We start from the raw sequence: 11,589 nt of genomic DNA, 5'->3' as shown, positions 1-11,589 counted from the left end.
TTCCTGCTGATGCACGCGATGGGCCCGAACGTGGCGGGGGTTATCGGTTCGGCCATTGCGGCGGGCGTGATGCTGAAGTACGTGCTGGCGATGTAATAGTGGATGGGATACGCATGTCGTATCCCATTTTCATCCAAATTTTTTCTGAAAGAAAAGTAAGTATGAACTGGTTCAGGTTCCGGTGATGCCGAATGCAAGAAAATACCGTAATTAAATATCTAAATACCAATATGTTTATACGGGAAATTACACGCTGGTTTGCCAGACGCTCGTTTCAAAACCGGATATTTCTACTGATCCTGTTTACATCCACCATCGTGATGCTGGCAATCACCTGGTATCTGACCGATATCACGAAAGAACGCCTGCATTATCAGGTGGGCCAACGTGCGCTTATTCAGGCAATGCAAATATCCGCTATGCCAGAATTAGTTGAAGCCGTAGAGGCGCATGATTTGTCACGCATCAAAGCGCTGATTGACCCAATGCGCTCGTTTTCGGATGCGACTTACATTACCGTTGGCAACGAAAAAGGTCAGCGACTGTATCACGTCAACCCGGATGAGATCGGCAAATATATGGAGGGCGGCGATAGCGACGACGCGCTGTATAACGCTAAAAGCTACGTATCGGTGCGCAAAGGTTCATTAGGCTCTTCCCTACGTGGTAAATCCCCGATTCAGGACAATACCGGTAAAGTCATTGGTATTGTTTCCGTCGGCTATACTCTGGAACAGTTGGAGAGCTGGCTTAACTTACAAATCAGCTCGTTGCTGTTCCCGATGGCGTTACTGCTGCTGGTGCTGTTGTACTGCGCCCGCCGCTTCTCGCTGCATATTAAAAAGCAGATGCTTAACATGGAGCCGCAGCAGCTTTCACAACTATTAATTCAGCAAAGCGTGTTATTTGAGTCGGTATTTGAAGGGTTGATCGCCATTGACTCCCATCACCGTATTACCGCCATTAACCAAACGGCTCGCCGCTTACTGAATCTGAGCCAACCGGAGTCTGAACTCATTGGCTATGCAATCCACCATGTCGTGTTGCCGGAGGCCTTCTTTTACGATGCGCCGCAAAAAAACAAAAAAGATGAGATCGTCACCTTTAACCAAATGAAAGTCATCGCCAGTCGCATGGCGGTCATTATTGACAACCAGCCTCAGGGCTGGGTTATTAGCTTTCGCAACAAAGACGATATCAATACACTCAGCCTGCAGTTAAGCCAGGTGCGGCAATACGCCGATAACCTGCGCGCCGTGCAGCATGAGCATCGCAACCTTATTTCCACCATTGCCGGACTGCTGTTCCTGAAGCGCTACGATAATGCGCTGGCGCTGATTCAGCAGCAGTCGGAAAGCCACCAGAAAGTACTCGATTTTATTTCCCATAATTTCCGCGACCACCACCTTGCGGGGCTATTAATCGGTAAATATTATCGGGCAAAAGAGCTGGGGCTGGAGCTGATTTTCGATCCTTCAAGCTTTGTTGAACACCTGCCGTCATCGCTCTCGCATAATGAATGGATTTCGATTGTTGGCAATTTATTGGACAACGCCTATAACGCCACCCTGCTCAATCGCGAAGGCTCGCGACAGATTGAGTGCCTGATCAATAGCGAAGGTAATGAAGTCATTATTGAAGTTGCCGATCAGGGATGTGGTATTGACGAAAATATCCGCCAGCATATTTTCGAGCGTGGAGTGACCACCCACAACAACGGCGATCACGGAATTGGATTATGGTTGGTGCACAGCTACGTCAAGCAGGCCAATGGCGACATTATCGTCGATAGCAATAATCCTTTTGGCACCATTTTTACCCTCTATATCCCTTTTACCAGAGAAGAATAACATGGATAGCATTACGACACTCATCGTTGAAGACGAACCGATGCTAGCGGAAATCCTGGTGGACACCATCAAGCTTTTTCCTCAGTTTTCAATCGTCGGTATCGCAGACAAGCTGGAAAGTGCGAAGAAGCAAATACGCCTCTATCAACCACAGTTAATTCTATTGGATAATTTTTTACCCGATGGCAAAGGGATCGATTTAATTCGTCATACCATCAGCACCAACTACACGGGGCGAATTATTTTCATTACCGCCGACAATCATATGGATACCATCAGCGATGCCTTACGCATGGGCGTATTCGATTATCTGATTAAGCCGGTACATTATCAGCGCCTGCAGCATACCCTGGAGCGGTTCACCCGTTACCGCAGTTCGTTACGTTCCAGTGAGCAGGCAAACCAGACGCACGTTGATGCCTTATTTAATATCCAGGCCAAAGAACAAACCGCAGAACCGAATAGCGGACTGCGGGGAATTGATGAAAACACCTTCAACCGGGTACGACAAATATTCGCCGACCCGCAGGCAGTACATACAGCAGACACTCTGGCGCAAATTCTGGGCAGCAGTAAAACCACTGCCCGACGCTATCTGGAACAAGGCGTGAAAAATAACTTTCTCGAAGCGGAGATCAGCTACGGGAAAGTGGGCAGGCCGGAGAGACTCTATCGCGGCAAAGTATGAGATTATGGCGCCAACATGTAATTACGGCGCATAGGCAAACACCTCAGCCACCCACTGACGAAAACCGTCCACATCCAGCGCCAGCGCCACCTGCGCGTTGGCGGGCTGCCCCAGACGCCCTTCAATATCCACCACCGTGGTACCGGCGGTATATTGCCCCTGCGTTTCTACGGCCACAAAACAGGATTGCAGGGTAAAAAGCTCCGGACGCACCAGCCAGGCGATAGCGCAGAGATCGTGCATCCGGACGCCAGTGCGCATACTACCGCTGCGATAATGGTTGAACAGGCTGTGCAACATCTTACCGGTGCGATTCAGCGCGGGCAGTTTATTCAGAAAATCTGGCGAGAGCATTGCCTGATTTGTAACGTCCAGCCCACACATCACAATCTCCAGACCGCTGCGGAACACCAGCGCCGCGGCCTCCGGATCGACAGCAATGTTAAATTCAGCATTAGGCGTAAAATTGCCGCGCCCTGCGGAACCGCCCATCAACACCAGACGGTGAATGTTACACGCACACTCCGGATAGTGCATCAGTAGCAACGCAATATTGGTCAATGGCCCAATCGCCACTAATGTCATGGGCTCCGGGGCGTTCATCAGCACATCCCGGATAGCGATAAACGCAGGCTTCGCCAACGGTTGGCGCTGATGGTCGACAAAATCATAGCCTTCCATACCGGATTCGCCGTGGACGTATGCCGCATCGCGTAACGGACGCAGCAGCGGTGTCGCGGCCCCCTGGGCAAGTGGGATATCGCTGTTCCAGAAATGCAGAAGCTGCAACGCATTACGGGTCGTTTTTTCAACGGAAACATTACCTGCGACGGTGGTTATTAGTTGCAGATCAAGCTGGGGGGCGAACAGCGCAGCGGCAATCGCAGCCGCGTCATCAATGCCCGGATCGGTATCAAGAATAATGTGTAGGGATGCTGTCATTAATGCTCTCCTGACCTATTGTTTTATATCTTCATACTCAGCGCGACTGATACAGGCATCAGGCACATCGTCATCCGTCACCAGACGCGGACTTAGCTTATCACCTTCGACAAACGGAACTAATGGGCAAAAACGCCCTGGCGATGCTTTGTTTTCCTGCCACTGAATCTCAAGCGATTCGGGCTCAGCGCCGGGTTTTTCTGCCTGAATCACGGTACGAACATTACCGGTTAGCCAAAAAGATTGACACGTCCCATCAAGGCTAAGAGGCGGCGTCAAATGACCATTTTTACGTACTAGCGGATAAATAATACGCCCATCAGCGTAGGAAGGTGTCATGTAGCAGTTATACATTTTGCCTTTACTTATCACAGGCTGAAAGTAGCTTTCACCGCGATCGATCAGTTCAATCGTTTTTCCTTTCCAGCGATACACATTGACGCCATGGCTGCAGCAACCGCCGCGCCAATAGCTGACAATCTGTTTATGTTCAGCATCGATCTCTGGTGAAGTGATTTCCTGATAAGACGCTGGCGCATCAACATAACGCTGTTTGGCGGGGTCATAGAGCCATGTTTGTACTGGAGCATCCGGCCCAGCAAGTAACTCTGTTACAATCGATAGATCCGGGTAGCCATCAAAATTGACATCCCCCCATTGAGGCATAAACGGGCTACAAGTGCCCACCGAGGCGGTATCTAAGGTCTGTATGAGTTTACCATCACGGTATAATTTTATCGCCGAAATGGCCGGCGTATTGCCGCAAGCAATCTCTTTGGAAGGGTCGTAACCCCCTGCATCATTCGTGTTCGTGACCAGCACAATATCAGGGGAGTTTTTAGGTTTGTAATAGATAAGGGCAACAGGAAAATGTCGTTTTTTATCTGCGGACGTCCATTCGCCTTTAATCTCACTGCTGGAGATTTCCGCATTCCAGTAACCCGAAAGCGCCTTTACGCGTTCTTCAAGATGCACCTCTTTATCCTGGAGTGAGCCGCGTAGAACAATCACTGCCTTGTGCTGATTGCAAGGTTCATAGCAGTAATACCCATTAAGAGAGTTACCAAATCGCGTGATATTAACGTTTACCGGTTTCCCCGCGATAGTCCCGGTATAGTTTCGCTCCCAGGCAGGTAGCTCCAGCACCGTGGCGCTTGTTGCGTCCATCCAAAAGCCGATGGCGAGTAACGTTGGCAATCCATATTTTATTTTGCCCATTTCCCTTATCCCTGTAGGTATTACAAACCAAAAACCAGCAACGATTGTGCTGGTTTTTCAGATGAATAGCAAAAAGGTGGGGCATTAGCACCGGATGACGACTACGCCTTATTCTTCCTGTCGCACATTGAATATCAAAAGAAATTCTTAAGATCTGGTTAACGTAGCGTCATCGGGCAGATTTCTGAATTGTGAAATCTTATTCGACTTCACGAACATCCACACGCAGCTCTTTCGGCACTTCGAAAACAATATTTTCTTCGCGCCCCTCAAGCGTGACGGCTTCGCCGCCGCCAAACTCGCGCAGACGCGCAATAACATTCTGCACCAGAATATCCGGCGCGGAAGCGCCTGCGGTGACGCCGACGCAGGCGGCTTCTTTCACCCACGCCTCCTGGATATCCGCCGCATCGTCGATAAGAAACGCGGTTCTTCCCATCCGTTGGGCCAGTTCCGCCAGCCGGTTAGAGTTAGAAGAGTTTTTCGAGCCGACCACCAGCACCACGTCAGCCTGCTCCGCCAACGCCCGCACCGCTTCCTGACGATTAGTAGTGGCATAGCAAATATCGTCTTTGCGCGGGCCGACGATTTTCGGAAAGCGTTTACGCAGCGCATCAATCACATCGGACGTATCGTCCACGGAAAGCGTGGTTTGCGTCATGAAGGAGAGCTTGCCTTCATTTTTGACATTCAGCGTCCAGACGTCCTCTGGCGACTCAACCAGGTACATCCCCCCTTCCGGGTTGCTGTACTGGCCCATGGTGCCTTCCACTTCCGGGTGCCCGGCGTGGCCGATGAGAATAGATTCCTCACCGCGACGGCTGGCGCGCGCCACTTCCATATGGACTTTCGTCACCAGCGGGCAGGTGGCGTCAAAAACGGTAAGATCGCGGCTTTTCGCCTCGTTACGCACCGCCTGGGAAACCCCATGAGCGGAGAAGATCAGAATGGCGCCATCCGGCACTTCGCTAATTTGCTCTATAAAGATCGCCCCGCGCTGGCGCAGGCTGTCCACTACATAGCGGTTATGCACGACTTCGTGCCGAACGTAAATTGGCGCGCCGTAAATAGCGAGCGCATTTTCAACAATGCTGATAGCGCGGTCTACCCCGGCGCAAAAACCGCGTGGGTTGGCCAACAGGATCTGCATGTTTATGCCTCCAGCGCCGGATCGATTTCCAGCACTTCAATATCAAAGTGAACGGTATGCCCGGCCAGCGGATGGTTAAAATCAACGGTAATCGAGTCGCCGTTAATTTCGCGAATCACGCCAGGCATTTCGCTGCCATCCATTGCGGTAAAAAGCATAATCGCCCCGACTTCCGGTTCGCCCGCCGCCATAAACTCACGGCGCGAGAAATACTGGATCAAGTCCGGACTGGGGACGCCAAACGCGGCGTCAGGCTCCAACGAAAACGCTTTCTTTTCCCCTTCTTTCAACCCCAGAAGCTGCTGCTCCAGACCTTCGGAAAGCGAGGTATCGCCAAGACGGAACAGGGCTGGCTTGCCGTTATTGCGGGTAGATTCCGCCGTTGAGCCATCATCCAGTTTCAGGGTGAAGTGAACGAGGATCGCGCTGTTGCTCTGTACGGATTTAGACATGCAAATTGCTCACGTGTTTTGCCCGGAGGCATAAAGAACGATAAAACCGTAGGCCGGATAAGGCGTTTTCACCGCCATCCGGCACCACGTTTGCCTGATGGCGCGGCGCTTATCAGGCCTACAAAACCGGATAAGCGCCACCCGGTATTTACGCTTATGCCTGTTCTTTCGCTGTCGGCTTCGGCAAAAAGCCTTCCAGTACAATCAGCGCCGCGCCGATACAGATCGCGCTATCGGCAAGGTTGAACGTCGCGAAATGCCAGTTGCCGACGTAAAAATCGATCATATCGACAACAAAGCCGTGCCACAGGCGGTCGAACAGGTTACCCAGCGCGCCGCCGATGATTAACGCATAAGCGATATTATTCAGCTTCTGCGTCGCTTTCGAGCGATACATCATCACCAAAAGAATTACGCAGATCCCTATCGCAATCCCGGCAAAGAACCAGCGCTGCCAGCCGCCGCTATCCGCCAGGAAGCTAAAAGCCGCGCCGTAGTTACGCGCATAATGCAGATTAAGCGACGGGAACAGCCCTACCGTATCCCCCAGAGCGAAATTCTGGAGGATCAGGTATTTGCTGCCCAAATCGATAATCAGCACGACTACTACCAGCCATAGCCAGCGTAGTCCTGTTGAACAGAGTGGTTTACTCATCAGGCAAATTTACGTTGTTCGCCATTACCGGCGATGTTGCTGACACAGCGTCCGCAGATATCTGCATGTTCCGCCACCTTGCCGACATCAGTAGTGTAGTGCCAGCAGCGCGGACACTTATCACCCTCGGCACGCGTTACCACTGCCTGAACTGTCGTATTACCAGCATTGTACTGAATATTTTCATCATCAATACCCCCCGCTTGCTCAGAAATCACGAACTGGGAAGTAATGAAGATAAATCTGACCTCTTCGCCCAACAGTTTCAGCTTCTTGATCGTACCGTTAGCATCGTCAGCATATTTCAGCGTCACTTTTGCTTCCAGGTTCGATTTGATGCCATTGGCTTTCTGATTTTCCAGCTCTTTGTTGACCTGGTCCTTGATATAGCGGACATCGTCCCAGAATGCGTCATTAAATTCTTCATTCTCTTCCAGGCCAAACAACCCGTCGTACCATTCGCCGGTGAAGACATATTTTTCACGCTCGCCCGGCAGGTAGCCCCAGATTTCATCAGCCGTGAAGGACATGATCGGCGCCATCCAGCGAACCAGCGCCTCTGCGATATGATACAGCGCAGTCTGGCAGCTACGACGCGCGACGCTATCGGCCTTCGCGGTGTACTGGCGGTCTTTGATGATGTCGAGGTAGAACGAGCCCATTTCAACGGAGCAGAAGCGCATCAGGCGCTGTACCACTTCATGGAAGTCGTAAGCTTCGTATGCCTTCAGAATCTCTTGCTGCGCCGTTTTCGCGCAGCCCACCGCCCACCTGTCCAGCACCACCATCTCTTCCGGTTTGACCATATCGGTGGCCGGATTGAAGCCATTGAGGTTCGCCAGCAGGAAGCGTGCGGTATTACGGATACGGCGATAGCTGTCGGCAGCGCGTTTGAGGATCTCGTCAGAGACCGCCATTTCGCCGGTATAGTCAGTAGACGCCACCCACAGACGCAGGATATCCGCGCCCAGTTTATTCATCACATCCTGCGGCGACACGGTGTTACCGATGGACTTGGACATCTTGCGCCCCTGACCATCGACGGTGAAGCCGTGAGTCAGTACCTGGCGGTATGGCGCTTTGCCTTTCATCGCCACGCTAATCATCAGGGAGGACATAAACCAGCCGCGATGCTGGTCAGAGCCTTCCAGATACATATCGGCCGCATGACCGGCGAATTCCGGACGTGCATCAACCACGGAGTAACTGGTGGAACCGGAATCAAACCAAACGTCCAACGTATCCGGAACTTTCTCGTATTGATCGGCATCTTCGCCGAGGATCTCTTTCGGGTCGAGATCCCACCACGCCTGGATACCGTCAACTTCGACGCGTTTCGCCACCTCTTCCACCGCCGCCAGAGTACGCTCAATCGGCAGCAGCTCCTGCGTTTCTTTATGCACGAACAGCGACATCGGTACGCCCCAGGTACGCTGACGTGAGATACACCAGTCAGGACGGTTAGCGACCATTGATTCAATACGCGCCTGACCCCAGTCCGGGATCCACTGAACGCCCTTGATCTCTTTCAGCGACTGTTGACGAAGCCCTTCTTTATCCATGCTGACGAACCACTGCGGGGTCGCGCGGAAAATGATCGGCGTTTTGTGACGCCAACAGCACGGATAGCTGTGCTGCATTTTTTCGACATGCAGTAGCGCGCCTTTTTCTTTCAGCAGTTCAATAACGATATCGTTCGCTTTGAAGACGTTAACACCGTCAAGCGTTGGATATGTGCCTGGCAGGTAAGCGCCGTCCGGCCCAACCGGGTTAGCCGTTTCCAGGCCATACTTTTGGCCGATCACGTAGTCATCCGGGCCGTGGCCAGGGGCGGTATGTACCGCGCCGGTACCGGCGTCCAGGGTGACGTGATCGCCGAGGATCGCCGGCACGTCAAAGCCCATAAACGGATGGGTAAAGCGCAGCAGTTCCAGCTCCGCGCCTTTAACGGTGCCGAGAATGGTGTATTCAGCCGCGCCAATACGCTGCATGACGCTTTCAACCAGATCTTTCGCCAGAATCACCGCCTGGCCGTCAATCTGCACCAGCGCATAATCAAAGTCCGGCGCCAGGGAGATGGCGCGGTTAGCCGGTAGTGTCCACGGCGTGGTGGTCCAGATAACCAGCGACACAGGGCCGCTCACGCCCGGCAAACCAAACTTCGCTTTCACCGCATCCTGATCGACGGCGCGGAACGCCACGTCGATAGACGGCGACGTTTTGTCGTAATATTCAACTTCCGCTTCCGCCAGCGCGGAACGGCAGTCAACGCACCAGTGCACCGGCTTAGCGCCTTTGTGCAGATGACCGTTTTTGATAATTCTGCCCAGCGCGCGGATGATGTTGGCTTCGGTTTTGAAGTCCATGGTCAGGTACGGATGCGACCAGTCGCCCAACACGCCCAGACGAATGAAGTCTTTACGCTGGCCGTCAACCTGCGTAGCGGCATATTCGCGGCACTTGGCGCGGAATTCAGCGGCAGTGAATTTCTCGCCCGGCTTACCGAACTCCTGCTCGACTTTCAGCTCGATAGGCAGACCGTGACAGTCCCAGCCCGGCACGTAAGGCGAGTCAAATCCCGACAGCCCTTTGGACTTCACGATAATGTCTTTCAGAATCTTGTTAACTGAGTGACCAATATGAATGCTGCCATTCGCATATGGAGGGCCATCATGCAGAATGAAGGTTTTTTTGCCTTTTTTGGCCGCACGAATGATGCCGTACAGATCATCATCGGTCCAACGCGCCAGCATTCCCGGTTCACGCTTGGCGAGGTCGCCGCGCATCGGGAACCCTGTTTCCGGCAAATTCAGGGTCGATTTATAGTCACTCATCAGATTCTCGGTTCCGTATTTCGGTTTGATAAACACCGTCAGGGTTACACCTGCCCGGCTAGCCCAAAAAACTTGCGGGCCGTTAACTCATCGCGTGCGATTTGCGCTTTTAGCTCATCAAGCGACGCAAATCGCTGCTCATTACGTATCTTTTTACGCAGTATTACATCTATATGGCGACCGTAGAGGTCCATTACAACGTCCAGCAGATGCACTTCCAGTTGTTGACGCACGCCAGCCACCGTTGGACGAGTGCCAATGTTCGCTACGCCGGGTAACGGCTTATCGCCAAGCCCGGTGACTTCCACCGCATAGACCCCCTTGACCGGGGAGACCTGACGGCGCAGCGGTAAGTTCGCCGTCGGGAAGCCAATGGTACGTCCCAGCTCGTCGCCATGAACGACACGCCCGGAAATAGTAAAGGGATGTCCCAGCAGACTTTCGGCAAGCGCCAGGTTATCTTCCGCCAGCGCCTGTCTCACTGCGGTACTACTGATACGCACGCCGCCTTCACAAAAGGTTTGGGTGCTGGAAACCGCAAAACCATACTCCGCCCCCGCCTTCTGTAATAACAAGAAATCGCCCGCGCGGCTAGCACCAAAGCGGAAATCATCGCCGACGGCAAGAAATTGCACGCCAAGTCGCTCCACCAGCAGTTCGCTGATAAACGTTTGCGCCGTCAAAGCGGCAAAGCGGCGATCGAATTTCACGCACAGCACATAGTCCACGCCGCACTGCGCAAGGTAATGCAGTTTTTCACGCAGGCGCGTCAGGCGGGCGGGCGCTTTATCCGTCGCGAACAGCTCCAGCGGCTGCGGTTCGAAAATCATGACCACCACCGGCAGACCGCGTCTGCGTCCTTCTTCCTGCAAACCCTGCAGTAGAGCGCGATGCCCCCGATGTACGCCGTCGAAATTACCAATGGTCAGCACACACCCATGCGGGGCCTGACTGAGATTATGTATGCCGCGTATCAGCTTCATGTCTGACTCAAAACAGTGAAAATCGCAAGAGTATACCTTGTACAGCGGTCAAGGTTAACCGACTATTGCCCTGAGGAAACATAAAGAAGATGCTTTTCATCGCCATGCGGCAAACTCCGCCCCAAAACCCGCCGCTTAATGCAATTTTTCTCATGGAAAGGCTGTATTCACAGCACGCAAGCTGGTAGAATCCTGCGCCATCACTACGCAACGAGTGCTGCAATTTAAACGGCGCTTATTTGCACAAATCCATTGACAAAAGAAGGCTAAAAGGGCATATTCCTCGGCCTTTGAATTGTCCATATAGAACACATTTGGGAGTTGGACCTTGGCTAATATCAAATCAGCTAAGAAGCGCGCCGTTCAGTCTGAAAAGGCTCGTAAGCACAACGCAAGCCGTCGCTCTATGATGCGTACTTTCATCAAGAAAGTATACGCAGCTATCGAAGCTGGCGACAAAGCTGCTGCACTGAAAGCATTTAACGAAATGCAACCGATCGTGGACCGTCAGGCTGCTAAAGGTCTGATCCACAAAAACAAAGCTGCACGTCATAAAGCTAACCTGACTGCACAGATCAACAAACTGGCTTAATCGCCTGCTTGTTATCAGCTTTGTAGAAAAACCCGCGTAAAGCGGGTTTTTTTATGCCTGCTATCTGCCGTTTTGCTCGACAACCGCTGGCGCTGATCTCACTCGTTCACGCTCTTCCTGACCAGCCTATTTTTTCAGCTACCCCTCCCTTAGTCACGTAATACTTGAAAGTTATTTTCTTTCACTGTTTTCCTTTTCTTATTTCATTACTGAAAAAACTGTGAC

At 52.3% G+C, this 11,589-nt stretch carries 12 protein-coding genes; 4 read left to right on the top strand and 8 right to left on the bottom strand.

Annotated elements, in window-relative coordinates; all coding sequences use genetic code 11:
• The 3 genes from NA197_RS22335 to citB form a co-directional block, all read left to right on the top strand.
• Window positions 1-96: sodium ion-translocating decarboxylase subunit beta (locus tag NA197_RS22335; protein ID WP_139385997.1), on the top strand; the 96-nt coding region annotated here is incomplete at its 5' end.
• Window positions 97-230: 134 nt separating this feature from the next.
• Entirely contained in the window at window positions 231-1,850 is a 1,620-nt protein-coding gene (gene citA / locus NA197_RS22330; protein ID WP_064043357.1) for a citrate sensor histidine kinase CitA, read from the top strand.
• 1 nt (window position 1,851) lies between these two features.
• The gene (citB, locus tag NA197_RS22325; protein WP_000377415.1) at window positions 1,852-2,538 is read left to right on the top strand and encodes a citrate response regulator transcription factor CitB; all 687 of its coding nucleotides are present in this window, start codon (window positions 1,852-1,854) and stop codon (window positions 2,536-2,538) included.
• 21 nt (window positions 2,539-2,559) lie between these two features.
• On the opposite strand, the gene rihC is transcribed toward citB, so the two are convergent.
• The 8 genes from rihC to NA197_RS22285 all read right to left on the bottom strand — a co-directional run bounded on the left by rihC (window position 2,560) and on the right by NA197_RS22285 (window position 10,995).
• On the bottom strand, window positions 2,560-3,480 hold the full coding sequence (gene rihC, locus NA197_RS22320) for a ribonucleoside hydrolase RihC (RefSeq protein ID WP_000127278.1): 921 nt from the start codon (window positions 3,478-3,480) through the stop codon (window positions 2,560-2,562).
• A 15-nt stretch (window positions 3,481-3,495) separates the two neighbouring features.
• Window positions 3,496-4,698, bottom strand: a complete 1,203-nt coding sequence (locus tag NA197_RS22315) for an XAC2610-related protein (protein WP_000516320.1) — start codon at window positions 4,696-4,698, stop codon at window positions 3,496-3,498.
• Between the two features lie 199 nt (window positions 4,699-4,897).
• Window positions 4,898-5,848, bottom strand: a complete 951-nt coding sequence (gene ispH / locus NA197_RS22310) for a 4-hydroxy-3-methylbut-2-enyl diphosphate reductase (protein WP_001166428.1) — start codon at window positions 5,846-5,848, stop codon at window positions 4,898-4,900.
• Between the two features lie 2 nt (window positions 5,849-5,850).
• On the bottom strand, window positions 5,851-6,300 hold the full coding sequence (fkpB, locus tag NA197_RS22305) for an FKBP-type peptidyl-prolyl cis-trans isomerase (RefSeq protein WP_000047269.1): 450 nt from the start codon (window positions 6,298-6,300) through the stop codon (window positions 5,851-5,853).
• Between the two features lie 154 nt (window positions 6,301-6,454).
• Window positions 6,455-6,955 (bottom strand): signal peptidase II, encoded by a 501-nt coding sequence (lspA, locus tag NA197_RS22300; protein ID WP_000042739.1) that lies wholly within the window; start codon window positions 6,953-6,955, stop codon window positions 6,455-6,457.
• A complete protein-coding gene (ileS, locus tag NA197_RS22295) occupies window positions 6,955-9,789 on the bottom strand; it encodes an isoleucine--tRNA ligase (protein ID WP_064043356.1) in 2,835 nt (944 codons plus the stop codon). The genes lspA and ileS overlap by 1 nt, the downstream gene beginning before the upstream one ends.
• 44 nt (window positions 9,790-9,833) lie before the next feature.
• Complete coding sequence (ribF, locus tag NA197_RS22290; RefSeq protein ID WP_000767311.1) at window positions 9,834-10,772, bottom strand: bifunctional riboflavin kinase/FAD synthetase; 939 nt, start codon at window positions 10,770-10,772, stop codon at window positions 9,834-9,836.
• A gap of 7 nt (window positions 10,773-10,779) precedes the next feature.
• Window positions 10,780-10,995 carry a DUF2575 family protein gene (locus NA197_RS22285; RefSeq protein ID WP_001538903.1) on the bottom strand — a complete coding sequence of 72 codons (216 nt, stop codon included), beginning with the start codon at window positions 10,993-10,995 and terminating at the stop codon, window positions 10,780-10,782.
• Between the two features lie 105 nt (window positions 10,996-11,100).
• Between NA197_RS22285 and rpsT the strand changes: the two genes are divergently transcribed.
• Window positions 11,101-11,364 (top strand): 30S ribosomal protein S20, encoded by a 264-nt coding sequence (gene rpsT, locus NA197_RS22280; protein WP_001518655.1) that lies wholly within the window; start codon window positions 11,101-11,103, stop codon window positions 11,362-11,364.
• Window positions 11,365-11,589: the final 225 nt, after the last annotated feature.

Source organism: Salmonella sp. NW884 (assembly GCF_051700745.1).
Lineage (GTDB): Bacteria > Pseudomonadota > Gammaproteobacteria > Enterobacterales > Enterobacteriaceae > Salmonella > Salmonella enterica.
The sequence above is the reverse complement of the archived record's forward strand: the minus strand, read 5'-3'. Positions and strand labels throughout refer to the sequence as shown.

What these genes read in the sequence shown, in the direction of transcription:
- ileS (WP_064043356.1), bottom strand. Translation starts at nt 9,789, where the DNA reads ATGAGTGACTATAAATCGACCCTGAATTTGCCGGAAACAGGGTTCCCG.
- ispH (WP_001166428.1), bottom strand. Translation starts at nt 5,848, where the DNA reads ATGCAGATCCTGTTGGCCAACCCACGCGGTTTTTGCGCCGGGGTAGAC.
- rihC (WP_000127278.1), bottom strand. Translation starts at nt 3,480, where the DNA reads ATGACAGCATCCCTACACATTATTCTTGATACCGATCCGGGCATTGAT.
- citB (WP_000377415.1), top strand. Translation starts at nt 1,852, where the DNA reads ATGGATAGCATTACGACACTCATCGTTGAAGACGAACCGATGCTAGCG.
- NA197_RS22315 (WP_000516320.1), bottom strand. Translation starts at nt 4,698, where the DNA reads ATGGGCAAAATAAAATATGGATTGCCAACGTTACTCGCCATCGGCTTT.
- ribF (WP_000767311.1), bottom strand. Translation starts at nt 10,772, where the DNA reads ATGAAGCTGATACGCGGCATACATAATCTCAGTCAGGCCCCGCATGGG.
- fkpB (WP_000047269.1), bottom strand. Translation starts at nt 6,300, where the DNA reads ATGTCTAAATCCGTACAGAGCAACAGCGCGATCCTCGTTCACTTCACC.
- lspA (WP_000042739.1), bottom strand. Translation starts at nt 6,955, where the DNA reads ATGAGTAAACCACTCTGTTCAACAGGACTACGCTGGCTATGGCTGGTA.
- citA (WP_064043357.1), top strand. Translation starts at nt 231, where the DNA reads ATGTTTATACGGGAAATTACACGCTGGTTTGCCAGACGCTCGTTTCAA.